This window comes from Caulobacter sp. GW822-FHT01G02, from assembly GCF_058802865.1.
This window is the reverse complement of the sequence record NZ_JBXAON010000006.1, coordinates 342,606-363,397: the sequence shown is the minus strand read 5'-3', so window position 1 is coordinate 363,397 and position 20,792 is coordinate 342,606. Positions and strand designations below refer to the sequence as shown.

24 protein-coding genes and 1 tRNA gene are annotated in these 20,792 nt (G+C 67.9%); 12 read left to right on the top strand and 13 right to left on the bottom strand.

Features of this window, described 5'->3' with window-relative positions; all coding sequences use genetic code 11:
* The first annotated feature begins 166 nt into the window (after positions 1-166).
* Positions 167-1,003 carry an alpha/beta fold hydrolase gene (locus AC1RNC_RS19340; RefSeq protein ID WP_492887960.1) on the top strand — a complete coding sequence of 279 codons (837 nt, stop codon included), beginning with the start codon at positions 167-169 and terminating at the stop codon, positions 1,001-1,003.
* 54 nt (positions 1,004-1,057) lie between these two features.
* Here the strand turns inward: AC1RNC_RS19340 and AC1RNC_RS19335 are convergent, their stop codons facing one another.
* Positions 1,058-1,702, bottom strand: coding sequence for a winged helix-turn-helix domain-containing protein (locus tag AC1RNC_RS19335; protein ID WP_492887914.1), 645 nt, complete (start codon positions 1,700-1,702; stop codon positions 1,058-1,060).
* Positions 1,703-1,849: 147 nt separating this feature from the next.
* On the opposite strand from AC1RNC_RS19335, the gene AC1RNC_RS19330 reads away from it, so the two are divergent.
* Positions 1,850-1,924, top strand: a tRNA-Gly gene (locus tag AC1RNC_RS19330).
* A 12-nt stretch (positions 1,925-1,936) separates the two neighbouring features.
* Here the strand turns inward: AC1RNC_RS19330 and AC1RNC_RS19325 are convergent.
* The 6 genes from AC1RNC_RS19325 to AC1RNC_RS19300 all read right to left on the bottom strand — a co-directional run bounded on the left by AC1RNC_RS19325 (position 1,937) and on the right by AC1RNC_RS19300 (position 6,436).
* Positions 1,937-2,815: a TraB/GumN family protein gene (locus tag AC1RNC_RS19325; protein WP_492887913.1), complete on the bottom strand. Its 879-nt coding sequence runs from the start codon at positions 2,813-2,815 to the stop codon at positions 1,937-1,939.
* Between the two features lie 47 nt (positions 2,816-2,862).
* Positions 2,863-3,759 carry an alpha/beta fold hydrolase gene (locus tag AC1RNC_RS19320; protein ID WP_492887912.1) on the bottom strand — a complete coding sequence of 299 codons (897 nt, stop codon included), beginning with the start codon at positions 3,757-3,759 and terminating at the stop codon, positions 2,863-2,865.
* Between the two features lie 106 nt (positions 3,760-3,865).
* Complete coding sequence (locus AC1RNC_RS19315; RefSeq protein ID WP_099576561.1) at positions 3,866-4,060, bottom strand: helix-turn-helix transcriptional regulator; 195 nt, start codon at positions 4,058-4,060, stop codon at positions 3,866-3,868.
* The gene (locus AC1RNC_RS19310) at positions 4,057-4,641 is read right to left on the bottom strand and encodes a hypothetical protein (RefSeq protein ID WP_492887911.1); all 585 of its coding nucleotides are present in this window, start codon (positions 4,639-4,641) and stop codon (positions 4,057-4,059) included. The genes AC1RNC_RS19315 and AC1RNC_RS19310 overlap by 4 nt, the downstream gene beginning before the upstream one ends.
* Before the next feature lie 128 nt (positions 4,642-4,769).
* Complete coding sequence (locus AC1RNC_RS19305; RefSeq protein WP_492887910.1) at positions 4,770-5,072, bottom strand: hypothetical protein; 303 nt, start codon at positions 5,070-5,072, stop codon at positions 4,770-4,772.
* Between the two features lie 335 nt (positions 5,073-5,407).
* Positions 5,408-6,436: a 2'-deoxycytidine 5'-triphosphate deaminase gene (locus tag AC1RNC_RS19300; protein WP_492839996.1), complete on the bottom strand. Its 1,029-nt coding sequence runs from the start codon at positions 6,434-6,436 to the stop codon at positions 5,408-5,410.
* A 179-nt stretch (positions 6,437-6,615) separates the two neighbouring features.
* Between AC1RNC_RS19300 and metZ the strand changes: the two genes are divergently transcribed.
* From metZ to AC1RNC_RS19285, 3 genes are all read left to right on the top strand, one after another.
* The gene (gene metZ, locus AC1RNC_RS19295; RefSeq protein WP_492887909.1) at positions 6,616-7,800 is read left to right on the top strand and encodes an O-succinylhomoserine sulfhydrylase; all 1,185 of its coding nucleotides are present in this window, start codon (positions 6,616-6,618) and stop codon (positions 7,798-7,800) included.
* The gene (gene apaG, locus AC1RNC_RS19290) at positions 7,781-8,245 is read left to right on the top strand and encodes a Co2+/Mg2+ efflux protein ApaG (protein WP_125158662.1); all 465 of its coding nucleotides are present in this window, start codon (positions 7,781-7,783) and stop codon (positions 8,243-8,245) included. The genes metZ and apaG overlap by 20 nt, the downstream gene beginning before the upstream one ends.
* A 137-nt stretch (positions 8,246-8,382) precedes the next feature.
* Positions 8,383-9,036, top strand: coding sequence for a hypothetical protein (locus AC1RNC_RS19285; protein WP_492887908.1), 654 nt, complete (start codon positions 8,383-8,385; stop codon positions 9,034-9,036).
* A gap of 18 nt (positions 9,037-9,054) precedes the next feature.
* Here the strand turns inward: AC1RNC_RS19285 and AC1RNC_RS19280 are convergent, their stop codons facing one another.
* From AC1RNC_RS19280 to AC1RNC_RS19265, 4 genes are all read right to left on the bottom strand, one after another.
* A complete protein-coding gene (locus tag AC1RNC_RS19280) occupies positions 9,055-9,966 on the bottom strand; it encodes an Hsp33 family molecular chaperone (protein ID WP_492839993.1) in 912 nt (303 codons plus the stop codon).
* A gap of 56 nt (positions 9,967-10,022) precedes the next feature.
* On the bottom strand, positions 10,023-10,958 hold the full coding sequence (argF, locus tag AC1RNC_RS19275; RefSeq protein WP_492887907.1) for an ornithine carbamoyltransferase: 936 nt from the start codon (positions 10,956-10,958) through the stop codon (positions 10,023-10,025).
* Between the two features lie 114 nt (positions 10,959-11,072).
* Positions 11,073-12,290 (bottom strand): aspartate aminotransferase family protein, encoded by a 1,218-nt coding sequence (locus AC1RNC_RS19270; protein ID WP_492887906.1) that lies wholly within the window; start codon positions 12,288-12,290, stop codon positions 11,073-11,075.
* A gap of 153 nt (positions 12,291-12,443) precedes the next feature.
* Complete coding sequence (locus AC1RNC_RS19265; RefSeq protein ID WP_492887905.1) at positions 12,444-13,265, bottom strand: ABC transporter permease; 822 nt, start codon at positions 13,263-13,265, stop codon at positions 12,444-12,446.
* Positions 13,266-13,504: 239 nt separating this feature from the next.
* Between AC1RNC_RS19265 and gcrA the strand changes: the two genes are divergently transcribed.
* The 5 genes from gcrA to AC1RNC_RS19240 all read left to right on the top strand — a co-directional run bounded on the left by gcrA (position 13,505) and on the right by AC1RNC_RS19240 (position 17,417).
* Positions 13,505-14,032 carry a cell cycle sigma 70 cofactor GcrA gene (gcrA, locus tag AC1RNC_RS19260; RefSeq protein ID WP_492887904.1) on the top strand — a complete coding sequence of 176 codons (528 nt, stop codon included), beginning with the start codon at positions 13,505-13,507 and terminating at the stop codon, positions 14,030-14,032.
* A 127-nt stretch (positions 14,033-14,159) separates the two neighbouring features.
* The gene (xseA, locus tag AC1RNC_RS19255) at positions 14,160-15,686 is read left to right on the top strand and encodes an exodeoxyribonuclease VII large subunit (protein ID WP_492887903.1); all 1,527 of its coding nucleotides are present in this window, start codon (positions 14,160-14,162) and stop codon (positions 15,684-15,686) included.
* A 28-nt stretch (positions 15,687-15,714) separates the two neighbouring features.
* Positions 15,715-15,930: a DUF2093 domain-containing protein gene (locus AC1RNC_RS19250; RefSeq protein ID WP_492887902.1), complete on the top strand. Its 216-nt coding sequence runs from the start codon at positions 15,715-15,717 to the stop codon at positions 15,928-15,930.
* Positions 15,915-16,766, top strand: coding sequence for a M23 family metallopeptidase (locus AC1RNC_RS19245; protein ID WP_492887901.1), 852 nt, complete (start codon positions 15,915-15,917; stop codon positions 16,764-16,766). Before AC1RNC_RS19250 ends, AC1RNC_RS19245 begins: the two co-directional genes overlap by 16 nt.
* Positions 16,767-16,898: 132 nt before the next feature.
* Complete coding sequence (locus AC1RNC_RS19240) at positions 16,899-17,417, top strand: response regulator (protein ID WP_492839985.1); 519 nt, start codon at positions 16,899-16,901, stop codon at positions 17,415-17,417.
* Positions 17,418-17,433: 16 nt separating this feature from the next.
* Here AC1RNC_RS19240 and AC1RNC_RS19235 read toward each other — a convergent pair whose 3' ends face one another.
* The gene (locus tag AC1RNC_RS19235; RefSeq protein ID WP_492839984.1) at positions 17,434-18,381 is read right to left on the bottom strand and encodes a lysophospholipid acyltransferase family protein; all 948 of its coding nucleotides are present in this window, start codon (positions 18,379-18,381) and stop codon (positions 17,434-17,436) included.
* Positions 18,382-18,556: 175 nt separating this feature from the next.
* Between AC1RNC_RS19235 and AC1RNC_RS19230 the strand changes: the two genes are divergently transcribed.
* Together AC1RNC_RS19230 and hisN are read left to right on the top strand one after the other, a co-directional pair.
* Positions 18,557-18,946 (top strand): helix-turn-helix domain-containing protein, encoded by a 390-nt coding sequence (locus AC1RNC_RS19230; protein WP_125158674.1) that lies wholly within the window; start codon positions 18,557-18,559, stop codon positions 18,944-18,946.
* Between the two features lie 42 nt (positions 18,947-18,988).
* A complete protein-coding gene (hisN, locus tag AC1RNC_RS19225) occupies positions 18,989-19,825 on the top strand; it encodes a histidinol-phosphatase (protein WP_492887900.1) in 837 nt (278 codons plus the stop codon).
* On the opposite strand, the gene AC1RNC_RS19220 is transcribed toward hisN, so the two are convergent.
* A complete protein-coding gene (locus AC1RNC_RS19220) occupies positions 19,800-20,792 on the bottom strand; it encodes an alpha/beta fold hydrolase (protein ID WP_492887959.1) in 993 nt (330 codons plus the stop codon). The two genes, hisN and AC1RNC_RS19220, sit on opposite strands and share 26 nt — an antisense overlap.

Here is a 20,792-nt window from a genome sequence, read left to right as displayed (position 1 = left end):
TCCAGGCGGGCGTCTCCACACGAGGGGCAAAGCCATGGACGCCAACGAACCCATCGAAACATCGCGTCGCGGCGTGCTTGCCGGCGGGCTGGCGCTCGGTGCGCTGACCGCCCTCCCCACCCTCGCCAATCCGGCCGTCGCGGCGGCCGCTCCAGGAGCTTCGAACATGAGCAGCGGTTTCATCACCACCAAGGACGGCACGCAGATCTTCTACAAGGACTGGGGCCCCAAGACCGCCCAGCCGATCGTGTTCCACCACGGCTGGCCGCTGAGCGCGGACGACTGGGACAATCAGATGATGTTCTTCCTGGGCCAGGGTTTCCGCGTCATCGCCCATGACCGCCGCGGCCACGGCCGCTCGACCCAGACCGACACCGGCAACGAGATGGACACCTACGCCGCCGACGTCGCGGCCCTGACCGACCACCTGGACCTGAAGAACGCCGTCCACGTCGGTCACTCGACCGGCGGCGGCGAGGTGATCCACTACGTCGCCCGCGCCAAGCCGGGCCGCGTCGCCAAGGCCGTGCTGATCGGCGCCGTGCCGCCGATCATGCTGAAGACCCCCGCCAATCCGGGCGGCCTGCCGATCGAGGTGTTCGACGGCTTCCGCGCCGCCCAGATCGCCAACCGCGCCCAGTTCTTCCACGATGTGGCGGCGGGGCCCTTCTATGGCTTCAACCGCCCGGGCGCGAAGGTGTCGCAAGCCACGGTCGAGAACTGGTGGCGCCAGGGCATGATGGGCGGAACCAAGGCCCACTACGACTGCATCAAGGCCTTCTCGGAAACCGACTTCACCGAGGACATGAAGAAGGTCGACGTGCCGGTGTTCCTGATGCACGGCGAGGACGACCAGATCGTCCCGATCGACGACAGCGCCCGCCTGGGCATCAAGCTGCTGAAGAAGGGCACGCTCAAGACCTATCCGGGCTTCCCGCACGGCATGGCCACCACCCATCCCGACGTGATCAACCCCGACATCCTGGCCTTCATCAAGGCCTGATAGGCCAAGGCCGGACGAGGAAGGCGGGCGCTGCAACGCCCGCCTTTTTCACGCCTAGCGCTCGACGAACTCACGCGAGATCGGCGGCGGCTCGCAACCCGGCGACGAAGGCCGTGGCAGAGCCTGGTCGGCCTCGGTGGGTCGGCCCACGCCGCGAATGACCTGAACCTGCTTCAGGCAGCGACCGTCGGCCGTGCGCTGCATGCGGATCTTGCGAATCTCGAAATGGTCGGGCTCTTCCGCCCGGACCCAGGCATAGGCGCCGACCCCGCCCAGGCCGCCGACCATCATCGCCAGAGCCGCGCCGCCGGCCACCCAGGCCGGTCCCAGCGCCCAGCGCGGGGCGGGCGGGCGCAGGCGTTCAGGCGGCTCCTCGAAGATCCAGCGATAGCCGAGCCTGGGCACCGTCTCGATGTAGCGCGGCGCGCGATCATCGTCGCCCAGGACCTGGCGCAGCTTGGACACGGCCTGGCTGAGGGCCCCGTCGGAGCCGTCACCCCGGCCCCACACCGTCTCGATCAGATGGTCGCGCGAAGCGGTCAGGCCCGGCCGCTCGACCAGGGTCAGCAGAAGGTCGAAGACCCTCGGCTCCAGGCTGCTGGCGCCCACGGGGGCCCGCACGCGACGATTTTCGACATCGATCGTCACCTCGCCGAAGACCATCCGGGGCGGCTTAGAGATTTCCGTCAGGACTTCCACGCGCCGATCGACTCCCCATCCGTGTCACCGCGGATAAGGAGACGAACTGTGCGGCGCAATTTGGTCATCTTGACCAGTGCGGAGCCTAGGCCTCGCGAAGGCGCCTTGAGTAGGCGGACGTCCCAGGCTAAACGGGGCGTCCCTTTGGCGGGCGTAGTTCAGAGGTAGAACGCAAGCTTCCCAAGCTTGATGTCGGGGGTTCGATTCCCCCCGCCCGCTCCAAAGTCCCTCCCCCTACTCCACCCGCTCGGCCTTGACGCCCAGCTTGGCCAGCTGGACCTGGACGCTGTCGGGCCCCACCAGGTGCCCCGAGCCGACGGCCACGAAGCTGACGCCCTTGCCCGCCAGCTTGGTCTTCAGCTGGCCGGCCCAGTTCTGGTTCCGCTTGGTGATCAGGAGGTCGTAGAGCTCCGGGTACTGGCCCTTCATCTCGGTGACGAATTCGGTCTCCAGCTCGGCGGTGTCGCCGACGGCCCAGGCGGCGACCATCTTGTCGATCTTGCCAACGCCCTCGTCGGCCTCGTCCAGGGTCGAGCTCAGGAACTCCACCTCGGTCTTGACCGGCAGGTCGGCGAAGAAGCGAATCTGCTGCTCCGGCGTCTCGAAGGCGCCCTCCGGCTTGCCGGCGGCCTTGACCTCGGCGGCCAGGATCGACTCGACGCCGCTCTTGGGATCGTAGCCGGCCTTGATGACGGGGATCAGCGACAGTTGCACCGCCGCCAGCCAGGGCCGCATGGCGTTCAGCAGTTGCGGCGGCACGCCGCCCACCTGGGCCAGGGCCGAGGCCTTCTGGAAGGCGGCCGCGTCGATCTTGCCCGACAGCGGCTGGTTCGGATCCAGGCCGTATTTCAGCACCAGCGGCTGCATCACCGCGGGGTCGTCGGCGCCGACGATCTCCAGAGTCAGGTCGCCGCTGTCCTTCAGGGCCTTGTCGATCCTGGGCGAGCGCCAGACCGTGCTGGGCTTCAGCACATGGATCGTGCCGAACAGGTAGATGGTGGAGTCCGCGTCCTGGATCTTCCACAGCGCCGGCTCGGCCAGGGCGGTCCCGGCGAAACCCAGCGCCAGGACGGAGATCAGGCCCGCCGCGACGCGACGAAGATTACGAAGCATGGGACCCCCGCTGATGCGTCGGCCCCATGCTTGGACTGCGCCGCCCCCTACTTCAAGAAGGTCTCGACCGCGTCGGCGAAGGCCTTGGGCTGGTCGAACATGATGAAGTGGCGGCTGTCGTCGATGCGCTTCAGCGTGACACCCGGGAGGCCGGCGTAGGCGTCGGCATAGGTCTTGTCGATCATCGCCGTGGGCGCGCCCATGGCCGGATCGTAAGGGTAGAGCAGCGTGGCGGAGGTCTTGATCGCCGGCAGGTCGGCGCGGGCGTCGGTGGTGAGCAGGTCGTACAGGGCGCGAGCCACGACCGATTGCGACGAGGCGACCGACCAGGCCAGGGCGGCCTTCTGGCCGTCCGGCGACTTGACCATGCGCGGCAGGGTCATCGCCTGTTGGCTGGCGAAGGCGTCGGCGCTCATGGCGATGGTGGCGTCGCGCATGGCGGCGGCCTGGGGCTTCATGCCTTCGGCGGTGGCGGCCGGCGAGAACAGCGACGAGAAGAAGGGCAGGCTGTCGACGATCAGCAGGCGGCTGACGTCCTCCGGGTGACGGCTGACCAGCAGCAGACCGGCAAAACCGCCCATCGAGTGGCCGATCACGGCCGGCGACTTGAGGTGATTGGTCTTGATGTAGGCGTCGACCGCCTCGACCAGGGGCTCGACGACCGGCCCTTCGGCGTTGCCGGCCACCGGCGCGCCGGCGAAGCCCGCGACCTGAACGACGTGGACACGGTGGGTCGGGGCCAGTTGCTTGACGGTCTCGTCCCAGACCGCGCCGGACGAGGCCAGGCCCGGAATCAGGATGACGTCGGGACCTTGGCCCGTGACGGCGACCGTGATGCGGCCGTCGGACGGGGTGGCGGCGTGGGCGCGGCCGAAGACGCCGCAGGCGGCCATGATGGCCATCACCATGACGAAGAAGCGGAAGCGCGGCATGGGCGTGCACATGGTGTGTTCTCCTTGGACAGGGACGTGCGGAAGGCTCCGGCGCTCAGGCGCCGGACGCGGTTGGAAAGAAAAGTCGGTGGGTGGGAGCCGGCTCTGAGGCCTTGGCTCAGAGGTCGTCCTGGAAGATCGCTTCGATCGGCTGCTCGAACAGGCGAGCGATCTTGAAGGCCAGCGGCAGGCTCGGATCGTACTTGCCCGTCTCCAGGGCGTTGATGGTCTGGCGGGAGACCTGAAGCTTCTCGGCGAGGTCCGCCTGGCTCCAGTCGCGTTCAGCGCGGAGGACCTTCAGGCGGTTCTTCATTGGTACCGCCTCCGGATGATGGGCTGGCTGAAGCCCCAGGCCAGGCAGAACAGCGGGAAGACCAGGAACAGGGGCGGATTGGGCACGACCTCGGCATTGGCTAGGAAGCCCCAGACGGTGGAGACCCCCAGGACCGCGCCCAGGCCCCACAGCATGGCCTCGACGTGGATCATGCGCTCGAACTCGTCGGGCTCTTCCTTCAGGTAGAGGCCCATCACGACCAGCACGCCCAGGATCGGTATGGCCGGCGCGGCGGCCACGAGCCACAGCAGCGGTCCGGTGAGATGGCCGCCGCGCAGCAGGCTCAGCGAACCGATCAGGATGAAGCTGTAGGCCATCATCGCCACGCCCAGGCGGCGGCGATAGCGCTTCATGACCGGACCGATCCGATTCCCCTTCAAACGCGAGGAGCCGACAAAGATATAGGCCATGTAGACCAGGACCCAGGCCAGGATCGCGACCAGCATCGCCGGTCCCTTAAACGGACGAGCATAGGCCAGCCAGAACGGGACGGCGGCCAAGGCCGCCACGCCGGCGAAGAACAGGAGATATCCGGGCCACCTAGGCTTTGCATCTTCCATGACAAGCAACCCTCTCAATTTGACAAGTAGACTTGTCACATCGAGTCACAACCATGTCAAGGAAAGTTGTCATTTTGTCATGCAAACCAATCTAAGAGACTATGGCGCCTGACGTTTTCGGCAGCGCTTCAGGCCGCCTCGCGGTCCAGGAACGGGTCGGCCGGCGCCGTGTTGCGGGTCAGGCCGCGCCAGTGGATGGCCTCCAGGCGCTTGACCGACAGGGCGCGGCCCAGCACGCCAGGGCGCGGACGACTGACCACCTCCCAGCCGTAACGCGAGAAGCGATCACCGAAGTCGGCCCAGCGGATCACCCGCCCCCCGGCGTCCTGGCGCCAGACGGCCTTGTCGCAGCCAGGGATGCGCGCGCACCGCTCCCAGGCCTCGACGCGGCCTTGCAGGATCAGGAACCGATCATGTGCGATGCGGGCCAAGATGGCCTCCGTGGAGATTTAACCGGCCTCGCCACCCAGCGACTCGGTGAGTCGCCGCCAGCGAGGACGAGGGCTAGAATTTGTGTAACCGCACCGACTGTCCACTAGATGTGGTGCGGCGCGTTGCCGCGCGGCGGGGTTGCGACACCTATGTGTAGGCTCCGGACGGCATAGCCGCGCGCCCTCGGAAGGGCGGCAGACCTCGCGCGACAGCGCGCTTCCAAACACGACGCACATACTCAAGGCCCGACCAGAACTGGACCTTCAGGTAAGCGGTAGCCTGGTAAGGCGCGAGTGAACACGCCCCGCGACCTAACGCCTCAGCGCGCTGAAGCTCAGCTCCACGCCTTGAAATGCTTGGACAATTTCAACCCCTGGCGCTGGTAGTGCGAGCCGCCCTCGCCATACAGGCGGACGGGGCGCGCGGTCAGCGGTTCGTAGACCAGCCGCGCCACGGTCTGGCCGTCCTCCAGCAGGAACGGCGTCTCGTGGCTGCGCACTTCCAGCACGCCCTTGGAGCCCGTCGCCAGGGCCTCCTCGGTGCCGAAGCCCGGATCGAAGAAGCCGGCGTAGTGAACGCGGAACTCGCCGACCGACGGATCGATCGGGGTCATCTCGGCCGCTTCCAGCACGGGGATCTCGATGTTTTCCTTCGAGGCCAGGATGTAGAACTCGCCCGGATCCAGCAGCAGCTCGCCATGGCGAGCCTCCAGCGGCTCCCAGTAGTCGCGCGGGTCGTGGCCATCCTCGTGGTCCAGGTCGACGACGCCGGCGTGACGGCGGCCGCGGAAGCCGACCAGGCCGTTCGGGCCCGGCGTCAGGTCCACGCCCACGCTCTTGATCGACAGCTTGGCCGGTTCGCCGCGCTTGAGACGCAGCTGGTTCAGCCGCGTGCCGGAGCGCACGAGCACCGAGAAGGTCTGCGGCGCGATCTCCATATAGAGCGGACCGTCATAGCCGGCGTCCACGTCGTCGAAGGCGCGGCTGTGGTCGGTCAGCAGGCGCACGAACACGTCCACGCGACCGGTCGAGCTCTTGGGATTGCCGCGCGCCGAGACATTGCCCGGCAAGGCCAGGCTCTCCTGCAGTTCGGCGATGTAGACGCAGCCCTTCTCCAGCACCGCGCCCTTTGTGAGGTCCAGCTCGTGCATGGCGACGTCCTTCAGACGCTCCACCACCCGGCGGCCCAGGCCCGGCAGGAACGAGGCGCGGACGCGCCAGGCGCGCGCGCCCAACCGCAGGTCCAGGCTGGCGGGCTGCACCTGATCGGTGTCGAAAGGCGTGGCCGAGGTGATCGCCTCTTCGACGATCAGGTCCTCGATGGTCTGGCAGGGCAGAATCCCTGCGGCGTGGGCGTCGGTCATCGGCGCGACACTCGCCAAACCGCGCCACAAAGGCAAGGCGGGAGAGACGCCAGTTCGCCCGTGACAATGTGATTTTCGCCCGTGACAATTCTCCGCTCGCGGACGGGGCGTTCAGGCTTGACCAAGACCCCCTCGCCGCTCCTTATGCCGGCGGTTTCAAGCGTAGAGAGGCAAGGCCCGTGGCCGAGGATCCAAAAGACTGGGACGTCGCGACGAAGCTCATCCGTGGGGGCATCGCGCGGTCGCAGTTCATGGAAACCGCCGAGGCGCTCTATCTGACGCAGGGCTTCACCTACGACAGCGCCGAGGCCGCCGACCGCCGCTTCTCCGGCGAGGATCCGGGCTTCGTCTATTCGCGGTTCAACAACCCGACCGTGAAGATGTTCGAGGACCGCCTGGCCCTGCTGGAAGGCGCCGAGGTTTGCCGCGCCCAGGCCACCGGCATGGCCTCGATCCACTCCGCCCTGATGGGCCTGGTCCGCGCCGGCGATCACGTGGTGGCCGGCCGCGCCCTGTTCGGCTCGTGCCGCTGGATCGTGTCGGAGTGGCTGCCGCGCTTCGGTGTCGAGACCACCTTCGTCGACGCCACCGACCTGAAGGCATGGGAAGCGGCGATCCGCCCGGGCACCAAGGCCGTGCTGATCGAGACGCCCTCGAACCCGGTCCTGGAAATCACCGACATTCGCGCCGTCTCCGAGATGGCCCACGCGGTCGGCGCCAAGGTCATCGTCGACAACGTCTTCGCCACCCCGATCTTCCAGCAGCCGCTGGAACTGGGCGCCGACGTGGTGGTCTATTCGGCCACCAAGCACATCGACGGCCAGGGCCGCGTGCTGGGCGGGGCCATCCTGACCAGCGAGGCGATCAACGAGGAATTCTACCGCGACAGCCTGCGCCACACCGGTCCGTCGCTGTCGCCCTTCAACGCCTGGGTGATGCTGAAGGGCCTGGAGACCCTGGACCTGCGCGTCCGCCGCCAGGCCGACAGCGCCTTGGCGCTCTCCAACACCATCGCCGAGCACAAGAAGGTGCAGCGGGTGCTCTACCCGTTCCGCGCCGACCACCCGGGCCACAACGTCGCCAAGGCGCAGATGAGCGGCGGCGGCACCGTGATCGCCATGGACCTCGGCTCGCGCGAGGCGGCCTTCAAGTTCCTGAACGCCCTGGAGATCGTCGACATCTCCAACAATCTGGGCGACGCCAAATCGATGGCGACCCACCCGCCGACCACCACCCACCGTTCGGTGCCCGAGGAACTGCGCCCGTCCCTGGGCGTGACCGAGGGCGGCGTGCGCCTGTCCGTGGGCCTGGAAAGCCTGGCCGACCTTCAGCGAGATGTGATCCGTGCGCTCGATCAGGCGTGAAACCTCCCCGCCGATGCAGCGGATGCGCCGTCGACGCGGCCAGGACGGCGCGGCCTACGAGGCTCGCACGCGCGACATCGTCGTGCGCGTCTTCGCGACCTACGCGGCCGAGGAATCCTCGCCCGATCAGGGCCTGTATCTGTGGTCCTACACGGTCGAGATCGAGAACCACGGAACCGAGACGGTGACCCTGATCTCGCGGCGCTGGTCGATCACCGACGGCTTCAACCGCGTGAACGACGTCGAGGGCTCGGGCGTGGTCGGCGAGCAGCCGGAGCTGAAGCCGCGCGAAGCCTTCCGCTACGTCTCCAACTGCCCCCTGCCCACGCCGTCCGGCGCGATGAAGGGCAGCTATCAGATGGTCACCGACCAGGGCGAGGTGTTCGAGGCCGAGATTCCGGAGTTCTCGCTGCACCTGCCCGGCGCGGCGGCGAAGCTGAACTAGTCGCCGTTTCGCGTCGCGCCACAAAAATCATAGATTGCATCCCGGAGCACTTCACGCGTTAATGGAGTGGCTTTTTTGGGGGAAGCACGACGCGGCTTGATACGCGAAGGCGCCTCCACGATCCGGGAGGCTCCGCGATGGCGACCTACACCATCAAGATTTTCAATCAGTCTCAGGTCACGAAGTCGTTCGTGGCGTTCCTGCAGCAACCGACCGTGGTGTCCAGTGGCGGTTCCACGCCAGTCTACACGAACGCCTGGGCGACCTTCGAGAACATCACGAATGGCGCCTGGGATTCGGTGACCTACACCGAAAACACCTATGCCTATTGGGGGCAGCCAGCTGATCGCTTGGACCACGGGACCGTGCTGGACTCCGGAGGCGTCATCGGCGTGGACTCAAGCACGAACGACACGGTCACCTTCACCAACACGGGCGCGACGGGGTTCACCGGCGTGAGCAGTCCCGGTCACGCGCAGAACGGGTCATTCCAGATCGTGACGAGCAGCGACTTCACGCCGATCAGCAACTTCGTCTTCGGCCTGGCTACCGATAACGGCGGCGCGATCCCCTCGCCCGTCGCGACCTTCAACGCCGCGCCGAACGAACGATACAACATCACGCCCGTGGTGAAGTTCTACGTCGCCGACACCGCCTGTACGCCCGGCGAGGTCATCGACATGGACGCGATATCGAACGACTACGCCGCGATCGACTTCACCGGCCGCTCGGAGACGACGGCCACCGTGATCCAGGAACCGAATGGCGCTTACACCGTCGTCTATGAGTGACGACTTCGGGCCCGGCGGTCAGGCCGCCGCCGGCGCGTCCAGCTTGTAGACGCGCGAGCAGTACTCGCAGGTCACGTGGATCTTGCCGTCGGGCTCGACCATGTCGGCGACTTCCTCGGCCGAGAACGAGTCCATCACCACGGCGATGCGCTCGTCCGAGCAGCGGCAGAACGCCCGCATCGGCTTTTCTTCCAGCAGCCGCACGCCGTCCTCGTTGAACAACCGCCACAGCAAGGTCGGGGTCGTGAGGGTCGGGTCGACCAGCTCGTCCTCGCCCGTGGTCTCGAACAGGGCCTGGACGTGGGTCCAGGCGTCCTGGGTGTCGCCGCGGGACTGATCGCCCGCGATCATCTGGATCAGGATGCCGCCGGCGCGCCACTTCGGCCCTTCGCCGGTGTCGACCTGGCCGACGGCCAGGCGCACGCGGGTCGGGGTCTGTTCCGACTGGGCGAAGTACTGCTCGGCGCACAGGGCCAGGGTCTCGCCTTCGATCGGCGTGACACCCTGATAGCGGTCCATGTCCGCGCCCTGGTCCAGCGTCATGATGAAGACGCCGCCGCCCAGCAGGGTCTTGGCGCCCGGACGCGTGAAGCCTTCCGAGAGGGCCGCGACCTCCTCCGGGTCGAACCGGCAGTAGCCGCGCAGGCCGCCGCTGGTGTCATAGTCGACCACGACGTAGCGCACGGGGCCGTCGCCCTGGGCCTGGATGATCAGCCGGCCCTCGAACTTCAGGCTGGAGCCGACCAGGGCGGCCAGCGCGCAGGCCTCGCCCAGCAGGTTGGCGACGGGCTCCGGATAGGCGTGGCGGGTCAGCACCTGGTCGACGGCGTCGCCCAGGCGGACCACGCGGCCGCGCACGGGCAGGCCTTCGATCTGGAATGCGGAAACGACGTCGTCGAGGACGCCAGGATTGGAGGCGATGTCGGTCATGGGGAGGCTAGATAGGATGAGGGGGTGACAATTGCGAGGGCGCCGCCCCGACTGCCCTACCCGATCGCTCCGAACACCCACGCCAGCACGGACTTCTGGGCGTGGATGCGGTTCTCCGCCTCGTCCCAGACCAGCGAGCGCGGGCCGTCCAGCACGGCGTCGGTGACTTCCTCGCCCCGGTGGGCCGGCAGGCAATGCAGGAAGACGCCGTCGCCGGCGGCCAGATCCATCAGGGCGTCGTCGACCTGGTAGGGCTCCAGAGCCGCCAGGCGCTCGTCATGGTCGGTGTCGCCCATCGAGACCCAGGTGTCGGCCACCACGACGTCGGCCCCGGCGACGGCCGCCTTGACGTCGGTGGTCATGCTCACCTTGCCCTGCAGGCTCTCGGCGCGGGCCAGGTCGTGCAGATCGGCGTGATAGACCGCCGGGCAGGCGATCTTCAGCGTAAAGCCCAGCAGCGGCGCGGCGTGGATGAAGCTGGAGCAGACATTGTTGCCGTCGCCGACCCAGGCGATCGTCTTGCCGGCGATCGGGCCGCGATGCTCCTCGATGGTGAGGATATCGGCCATGATCTGGCAGGGGTGGCTCTTGTCGGTCAGGCCGTTGATCACCGGCACGGTGGCGACCTGGGCGAAGCGCTCGACGTCGGCGTGGCTGTTGGCGCGGATCATCACCGCGTCGACCATGCGCGACAGCACCTTGGCGGTGTCCTCGATGGTCTCGCCCCGGCCCAACTGCATATCCGACGAGGTCGAGATGATGGCGCCGCCGCCCAGCTGGCGCATGGCCGCGTCGAACGAAAAGCGGGTGCGGGTCGAGTTCTTCTGGAAGATCATCGACAGCACGCGATCCTTGGCCGGCGCGTCGGCGTCGACCTTGCCCTGCGGCCAGCCCTTGCGGGCGGCCTTGCGGGCGTGGGCGTCGTCGAGCAGCAGGCGCAGGGTCGCGCCGTCCAGCTTCCACAGGTCGATGAAGTGCCGGGGTTGAGTCATCGGACTATCCCTAATTCCCGTCTCCCCGGCGAACGCCGGGGCCCAGAGTCATCCTGGAAGTCAGCGGGCTTGATCTGGGTTCCGGCCTTCGCCGGGAAGACGGAGATGAGTGTTTTAGGCTGCGGCCTTGGCGCGAGCGACCTCGCAAGCCTTCTCGAGCTTGGAGATCGCCTCGCTGGCTTCCTCGATGGTGAGGTTCAGCGGCGGCAGCAGGCGCACGCAGTTGTCCCCGCCGCCAGCCACCAGCAGGTGCTGGTCGCGGGCCAGGGCCATGAACTCGCGATTGTTGGGGATCAGCTTGACCCCGATCAGCAGGCCCTTGCCGCGGATGTCGACGATGACGTCCGGGAAGCGATCCTTCAGACCGTTCAGCTGCTGGGTGAAGTAGCCGGCGACGGTCTTCACGTTGTCGAGGATCTCGGGCGTGTTGATCGTGTCGAAGGCCGCCTTGCCGACGGCCATGGCCAGCGGGTTCCCGCCGAAGGTCGAGCCGTGGACGCCCACGACCATGCCCTTGGCAGCTTCGGTCGTGGCCAGGCAGGCGCCGATCGGAAAGCCGCCGCCCAGGGCCTTGGCCACGGCCATGATGTGCGGCTCGCCGCCCGGAGCCCATTCGTAGGCGAACAGCTTGCCGGTCCGGCCCATGCCGCACTGGACCTCGTCGTAGATCACCAGGACGCCGTGCTCGTCGCAAAGCTGGCGCAGGCTGACGAGGCAGTGCTCGGGAATCGAGCGCGCGCCGCCCTCGCCCTGCACGGGCTCGACGATGATCGCCGCCGTGGTCGGGTTGGCGATGGCGGCCTTCAGGGCGTCGTGGTCGCCGAACTTCAGCTGGCTGTAGCCCGGCAGGCGCGGACCGAAGCCCTCGACATAGTTGGGATTGCCCGAAGCGTTGACCGCCGCGTACGAGCGGCCGTGGAACGAGCCGTCGAAACCGTAGATCTCGGTCCGCTCGGGCTGGCCGTTGGCGGTGTGATACTTGCGGGCCGTCTTCAGCGCGCACTCGATCGCCTCGGTGCCCGAGTTGGTGAAGAACACCACGTCGGCGAAGCTGTGGGCGCACAGCTTGTCGGCCAGCTCTTCCTGCTCGGGGATCCGATAGATGTTGGAGACGTGCCAGAGCTTTTCGCCCTGAGTCTTCAGCGCCTCGACCAGGACGGGGTGGGCGTGACCCAGGCCGTCGGTGGCGATGCCGGCCACGCAGTCCAGGTACTCGCCGCCGTCCGTAGAGAACAGGCGCGCGCCTCGGCCTCGCTCGAACGCCAGCGGGGCGCGGTTGTAGACGCCCATGATGTGGTGCTGCGAGGGGTTGGACGACGTCGCGGTGCTCAAGACCGGCCTCCCAAAAAGGAAAGAAGCCCCCGTGCGTGAGCACGGGGACCGGAAGGCCGCAGGTTGTCGCCGTGGAACGACGTCCTGTCAATCAACGGACTGTGAAGGCCGCTGAAAAACCGACGAGTTTTCGGCTCGCCGACGCCGGCGGCCTCAGCTCTTCAGGCGATAGCCGGTGACGAACAGGCGCCAGCACCACAGGAACATGCCCGTGGTCAGCACGCCCATGCTGATCACGCCGATCAGGATCGAGCCGTCGGCGTGGCCGATGAAGCCGTAACGGAAGCCGTCGATCAGATAGAAGAACGGGTTGAAATGGCTGGCCGAGCGGAACGGCTCGGGCAGCTTGTCGACCAGGTAGAAGGTGCCCGACAGGAAGGTCATCGGCATGATCAGGAAGTTGGTCACGGCCGCCAGCTGGTCGAACTTCTCGGCCCACAGGCCGGCCAAAATGCCGGCTAGGCCCAGGATCAGCGAAGCCGTCACGGCGAAATAGACGATGGCCCAGGGGTGGGCCAGCTGCAGCCCCGCGCCCGGCAGCACGCCGATGACCAGGGCGGTGACGGCTCCGACCACCACGCCGCGCGTCGCCGCGCCCAGGGCGAAACCCAGGACCTGCTCCAGCGCCGACAGCGGCGGGGTCAGGAAGTCCGGCGTCAGGCCCATCATCTTGGCCTGGATCAGCGACGACGAGGAATTGGCGAAGGCGTTGTTCAGGATCGCCATCATGATCAGGCCCGGGGCCACGAAATGGCCGAAGGTCACCCCGCCCACGGCCGGCCGGCTGGCGCCCACGGCGACCACGAAGACCAGCATGTAGAGCAAGGTGGTGACCACCGGCGCGGCCACTGTCTGGGTGCCGACCTTCCAGAACCGGCGGATTTCGCGCTGATACAGCGTGGCGAACCCGGACCAATTCCAGCCGTGATAGTCGCGCGGCTGCGGCGGAATGACGCTGTCGGCCATGTCTCTCATACGCTCAACCCGTTGTGTTGCTTGGCCATGTGCGCCCTGAGGCGCCTTTCCGCAAGCTTGGGCTTGCCGGAATCAACATCTTGTTTCTGTGGACAGAGTCGTTACCGCCTATTGTGCGCCTTAACACATTCTTTACGATATCTAGTAGGACGACCGCCGGCGGGGCGGTTTGAACACCAGATATGGGGTGAGGAGCGTGGGGACGCGCTTCACCTCCATCCAAACGGCGGAGACGGGTTATGAGCTGGACCGACGAACGGGTTTCGACCTTGAAGAAGCTCTGGCTGGACGGCCTTTCCGCCAGCCAGATCGCCAAACAACTGGGCGGCGTCACGCGCAACGCCGTCATCGGCAAGGTGCACCGCCTGGGCCTCTCGGGCCGCGCGGCCCCCTCGCAGCCGGCGCGTCCGGCGTTCAAGGCTCCGCGTCCGGCGCGTCCGGCCGCCCAGGCCATGCCGTCGGCGCCGCGTCGCGTGACGCCGGTCGAGGCGCCGTCGTCGGTTCCGGCGGCCTCGGCCTCGACGCCGCCATCGCTGCCGGCCTTCCGGCATGAGGAGCCAGGCTCGGCCACCGTGCTGACCCTGGGCGCGCACATGTGCAAGTGGCCGATCGGCGATCCTTCGACGGACGGCTTCACCTTCTGCGGCCGTCGCTCGTCGGACGGCCCCTACTGCATCGAGCACGCCCGCGTGGCCTACCAGCCGCAGCAGACCAAGAAGAAGGGCGGCGCCACCGAGCTCGCCCGTTCGCTTCGCCGCTACATCTAAGAACAACAATAGTCTCTCAGGCGGCGGATCCCGGGGCGCTCACGCGCCCCGGGATTTTCCATTTGTCGGGGCGGTCTCGCGACTGCCTGGGATTTTCCATTTCCGGGGGACGTTCTAGATAGGGCGCATGACGGACCTCGCGCCGAACGATTCCAACGCCCCGCCCTATTCGGTCTCCGAGCTGGCCTTCGCCCTGAAGCGGACGCTGGAGGACCGCTACGGCTTCGTGCGGCTGCGCGGCGAGCTGTCCAAGGTCACTCACCACGGCAACGGCCACGTCTACCTGACCATCAAGGACGACAAGTCCGCGATCGACGGCGTGGTCTGGAAGGGCAATGTCCGGGCCTTGAGCGTGCGGCCCGAGCATGGGCTCGAGGTCATCGTCACCGGCAAGATCACCACCTATCCGGCCGGTTCGCGCTACCAGATCGTCATCGACAGCATGGAAGCCGCCGGCGTCGGCGCGCTTCTGGCGCAACTCGAACGCCTGAAGGCCAAGCTGGCCGCCGAGGGCCTGTTCGCGCCCGAGCGCAAGAAGCCCCTGCCCTCGATGCCGGCCGTGGTCGGCGTCATCACCAGCCCGACCGGCGCGGTGATCCGCGACATTCTCCATCGCATCCGCGACCGCTGGCCCTGCCAGGTGCTGGTCTGGCCGTGCGTCGTCCAAGGTGACGCCGCCGCCGGCCAGGTCAGCGCGGCCATCCGCGGCTTCAACGCCATCCAACCCGGCGGCCCCGTGCCGCGCCCCGACATCCTGATCGTGGCGCGCGGCGGCGGTTCGGTCGAAGACCTCTGGGCCTTCAACGACGAGGGCCTGGCCCGCACCGTGGCCGAGGGAACCATCCCGCTGATCTCGGCGGTCGGTCACGAGACCGACACCACCCTGATCGACTTCGTCTCCGACCGCCGCGCCCCCACCCCGACGGCCGCCGCCGAAATGGCGACGCCGGTGCTGGCCGAGCTGCGCGCCCTGATCTCGGACTTCGACCGCCGCCTGAACCGCTCGGGCGCGCGCCTGATCGAGGACCGCCGCACGCGCCTGGTCAGCGCCGCGCGCGGCCTGCCGCGTCCCGACGACATCCTGGCCCTGGCCCAGCAGCGCTTCGACATCGCCTCCGGACGCCTCGACGCGGCCCTGCACCGCAACACCACCGTCCACGCCCAGGCGCTGCTGAAGGTCACCGCGCGCCTGACGCCGGAGGTGCTGACCCGGCAGCGCGCCATCAAGGCCGAGCGTGTGGGCGACCTTGGCCGCCGCCTGGACCTGGCCGCCCGCCGCGCGCCCGACCGCGTCGCCCAGCACGCTCGCCTGCCCGCCCTGTGGCAGCGCCTGAACGCGGCGGGGAAACGTCGCCTGCAGCGCGATGTCGACCGCCTGTCCAGCCTGGAAAAGCTGCGCCAGTCGCTGAACCCCGAGCGGCCGCTGGAACTGGGCTTCGCCCTGGTCCGCAAGGGCGACGGAACGCTGGCGCGTTCGGCGGCCGACCTTGTCTCCGGCGAACGCGTGAACCTGAAGTTCAAGAGCGGCGACCGCGACGCGGTGATAGACGGCGAAGGCGGGTTCGTCCCACCGCCAGCGCCGGTGTCCGTCCCCGCGCAGAAGCCCCGCCCCAAGCCGGCGGCGGCGCCGATCGATCAGGGCGATCTGTTCTGAAGCCCCACATTGGCGTAGAGTAAGAGCCATGAACGCTTTCGATCGTGATCTCGGCAAGTCCGACGGCTTGGCCGTCCTGCACTATGGCGACGGCGAGTACGCCGTGCTCAGCCCCGGCCGCTTCGTGCTGTGCGCCATCACCAACAAGCAGATCCCGCTGGAGGGCCTGCGCTACTGGAGCCCCGAGCACCAGGAAGCCTATGCCGGTCCCGCCGAGGCGCTGAAGCGTTGGCAGGGAGTCTGAGCCGCCGCGCGGTCCTCGCCGCGCTTCCGCTCTCGGCCGCCCTCACGACGACGACCCGCGCCGCCGCGCCGGGCCTGTCGCTGACGGGCAAGTTCGTCCAGGGCGGCTACGCGGTGGGCCGCACCACGCCTCGCGCGGTGATCGATCTCGACGGCCAGGTGCTGACCACCGCCTCGGCGGAGGGCTGGTTCGTGATCGGCTTCGACCGCGATGCGCCGCCGACCAGCAAGATGACGATCACTACGCCCGACGGCTCGGCCTCCGACGAGCGGGCTGTCGCGATCGGCGACTTCGACGTCCAGCGCATCGATGGCCTGCCGCCCGAACAGGTGACGCCGACCGACCCGGCGCTGCTGGAGCGGATCACCGCCGAGAACCTGCGCAAGGTGGCCGGCTTCGCCAGCCAGGTCGACCTGGAGGGATTCCGCGACGGCTTCATACTTCCGGTTGCAGGCGCGCGGCGTTCGGCCCGGTTCGGCGGCCAGCGCATCCTCAACGGCGAGCCCAAACGTCCCCATTATGGGGTTGATCTGGCCACGCCCGTGGGCGCGCCGGTGCGTGCGCCGGCCGGCGGCCTGGTGTGTTTCGCCGAGACCGGATTGCACTACGAAGGCGGTCTCGTCCTGGTCGATCACGGCCAGGGCCTGGTCACCGCCTATCTTCACCTGTCGAAAATCCTCGTCCCGGCGGGCACTTACGTCAAGCAGGGCCAGCTGATCGCCGAGACGGGAAAGGCAGGCCGGGCGACCGGGCCGCATCTGTGCTGGCGCATGAAGTGGCGCGGCCGCAATCTCGACCCGTCACTGCTGGTCGGCGCCGGCCCCTTCCGCGCTTGAAATTCTGGCATTTCGCCCCTGGCGCGAATTTCAATCCTTAGGTAGCTATGCCGCCGCATCGGGACATGGAGACGCGGGGGAGCGGCTTCGGGGTTCCGATCTTCCCGTATGATTTGAGGAGGCGGCTTCCGCATGTCGGCGGCGTTCGAAAAGCTGCGCTTTTTGCTGGTGGATGATAACCAGCACATCCGGTCGATCGTCTCCGCGATCCTCAAGGGCGTGGGCGTTCGGCACATCCGTGAAGCCATGGACGGGGCCGAGGGCCTGCAGATCCTGCGCGACTGGCAGACCGACATCGCCATCGTCGACTTCAAGATGACCCCCCTGGACGGGGTGCAGTTCACCCAGTTGGTCCGCAACTCGCCCGACAGCGTCGACCCGTTCCTGCCCGTCATCATGCTGACCGGCTTCGCCGAGCGTCACCGCGTGTTCGAGGCCCGCGACGCCGGGGTGACCGAGGTGGTGGTCAAGCCGGTGACGGCCCGCTCGCTGCTGGACCGGATCAACACGGTGATCTTCCACCCGCGGCCGTTCATCCGTTCGGGGGACTATTTCGGCCCCTGCCGCCGCCGTCGCGTCGACCCGCACTATAGCGGCCCCTTCCGCCGCTCCGGCGAGAAGGACGCGCCCGCCGACACGCTGGAGATCTAGAGCCTGCTAAAGGGCTCTAGGCGCTGGCGTCCTGGGCCGCGCGTTCGCGCTCGGCCAGTTCCGCATAGACCTCGTTCGGCCAGCGGCGGTGAACCCAGAACCACTCGGCCGGCCGCTCGCGGATGCGGTCTTCCATGAAGGCGTTGATCATCCGCACCCCGGCCTCGATGTCGGCCGTGCGGTTGCCCGTGTTGGGCGGGACGATCGGCGCGTGCACCACCGCCCGGAACCGCGCGCCCTTCAACCGCTGCACGGACATCGGCTGCAGCACCGTGCCAAAACGGATCGCCATCCGCGTCGGAGCCGGCGCGGTGCGAGCGTCGTGGCCGAAGAACGGGGCCGCCACGCCGCTGTTGAACTTCTGATCGTTCATCAGGGCGACCGACCGTCCCTCCATCATGCCCTTCAGCAGTTCGCGGGACCCGTCGCCGCCCTTGGGCGCGAACAGCCGCACCCCGTAGCGGAAGCGGCTGTCGCGGATGCGCTTGTCGACATAGGGGTTGTTGGCCGCGCGATAGGTCATCTCGCAGATCACGCCGCTGTCGACGATGGCCGCGGGCATGACCTCCCAGTTCGACAGATGGCCTGACACGAACACCACCGGCGTCTTCTGCTCGGCGATCTGCGCCAGACGCTCGGCATTGACCACCTCGACCCGGCCGGTGGACGGCAGGATCTTGTCCATCAACGGAAACTCGGCGAACGAGCGGCCCAGGCCCTCCCATTGCTCGTCCAGAATCCGCGCGTGCCAGGCGGCGTCCTTTTCCGGAAAGGCCAGCTTCAGATTTCGGGTCGCCACCTTGTGCGCGCCGCTGAGCGGCCCGAACGTGCGGCCCAGCCAGCCGCCGAAGTCCGAAGCGCGGTCCACGCCCATCAGACGCACAGCGCCGATAAAGAGGTCGAAGCCCAGGGCCTCCAACCGCCACAGAATGTCCTGAACCCAGGGCTGACGCTTATCCGACATAGGTCCTAAGTAGGCTGTCTCGCATATCTCGCGCAACGTCGCCCAGAGCACGTTGGGCGGCGAAGCCGCGCGCGCCTTTGGACCAACGCGCTCTTGCCCGGCACGCGACTTGCGGCTGTCAGCCCAGGCCGTTCCGTTTCGGGACGGCTCGAGAAAGCTAGGGGGCACGGCTTCCATGGGTAACGACATCGATACGCACCTGGGCAAACGCCTGCGTCGCCGCCGTCGTCTGCTGGGTTTGACCCAGCAACAACTGGCGGGCGCCGTCGGCGTGCGATTCCAGCAGATTCAAAAGTACGAGTGCGGCGCCAACCGCATCTCCGCCGCGCGTCTGTGGCAACTGTCCGAGGCCCTGGAAGTGCCGGTCGGCTACTTCTACGACGGCCTGTCGGACGTGCGCCGCGAGAGCGCCGGCGAGTCGGCCGAGGGCGGCGAAATGTTCGCTCGCAAGGAGACGCTGGACCTGATCCGCGCCTACTACCTGCTGGGCGAGCGTCCGCGCCGTCGCCTGCTGGACCTGGCCAAATCGCTGAACGGCGGCGGTCCCGAGCACGCGGACGCCTGACAACGGTAGCTTACGTGAGGCGGGGGCGCTAAACCCCCGCTCATGACGCTTTCCGCTGACCGGCTCACGGCGCTCGACGCCTTCATCATCGATCTGAACCGCGCGTCCGCGGATGCGATCTTGCCGCTGTTCCGGGCCGACCATGGCCTGGAGGACAAGGGAGCCGGCAAGAACCTCCCGCGCGACAGCCACGCGGCGTTCGACCCCGTGACCGAGGCCGACCGCGGCGCGGAAGCGGCGATCCGCAAGCTGATCGGCGAGCGGTTCCCCGAGCACGGCGTGATCGGCGAGGAGTACGGCGAGGACCGTCCGGACGCAGAGTTCGTCTGGGTGCTGGACCCGATCGATGGCACGCGCGCCTTCATCTCCGGCCTGCCGCTGTGGACCACCCTGGTCGGCCTGCGCCATCAGGGTCGCCCGGTGCTGGGCTCGATCGGCCAGCCCTATGTCGGCGAGCTGTTCATCGGCCACGCCGGCGGCTCGCGCCTGCTGGCGCAGGGCCGGGAGACGCCGATCAGGGTCCGCGAATGCGCCGACCTGACCGACGCCGTCATCGCCACCACCGATCCCGACGCCTGCTTCGACGGGGCCGAACGCGGCGCCTGGCTGCAGGTGCGCTCGGCCGCCAAGCTGGCCCGCCTGGGCTGCGACGCCTACGCCTACGCCATGGTCGCCATGGGCAAGATGGACATGGTCATCGAGGCCGGCCTCAAATCCTGGGACATCGAGGCCGCCATCCCCGTGATCGAGGGCGCCGGCGGCCTGGTCACCAACTGGCGCGGCGAGCCGGTCGGCCCGAACGGCGGCCAGATGGTCATCTCGGGCGATCGCCGCCCGCTGGACGAGGCCCTGGTCAGTCTGAAGCGTTCGGCGAAATAAACGGCTCGCGCGGAGCGACCGGATCGACCGCCTCGTCGAAGGTCTTCCAGAACAGCGCCCGGCGGGGATCGGTCTCGATCAGGATCTCGTGGAACGCGCCCGGGACCTCGACATAGCGGCCCTTGGGGATGCGGCGGGCGATCGACTCCGCGTCGGCGTTCAGCACGCGGTTGTCCAGTTCGGCCCCGACGATGGTCACGGGGATCTGGATCTCCTCGACGCCCTTGCTTCCGCGCAACCAGGCGCAGGCCGAGATCGCGAAGTCGGCCCAGCCCCAGGTCATCCCGCCCAGGGCGATCTCAGGATCGGCCCTTAGCTGCGCCTGGTAGCGATCAAAGCGCGTCTCGTCATGGGTCAGGGCGTCGCCCTGGAAGGTCTGGACCAGCGGGTCGTAGGCGGCGGACACATAGTCGCCGGCCAGACCGACCCGCGACATCGTCCAGGCCAGCGGCCTGGCCAGCCAGGGCGGCACGCCCGCGGTGTTCAGGCCCAGCATCGGCGCGGACAGCACGGCGGCGTCGAAGCGGGTCTCGCCATGGGCCAGGGCCAGCATGGTCAGGCAGCCGCCCATCGAGTGGGAGACGGCGATCCACGGTCTGGGCATCCGCGCCTCGAACGTGTCGAGCAGCGCCTTGTGGTCGGAAATGAAGGTCTTGAAGCCCCGGGCATGGCCCCTGAGGCGGTCCGGCAGGCCGCGGGCCGACAGCCCCTGCCCTCGCCAGTCATGCAGCAGCACGGCGAAGCCGCGGCTCAGAAGGTCCTCGACGACCTCGAAATATTTCTCGATCGGCTCGCTGCGTCCGGGGCTGACCACCACCGAACCCCGCGCGGGCCCTTGCGGGAAAAACGTCGCGGCGCGGAGGGTCGCCCCATCCGCGCCGCTAAACCATTCGGCCCCAGTCGAATTTGGGCCGTGATCGGGAACCGGAGCCTCGGGAATCGAGACCAGACGCGCCGGTTCTTCCAT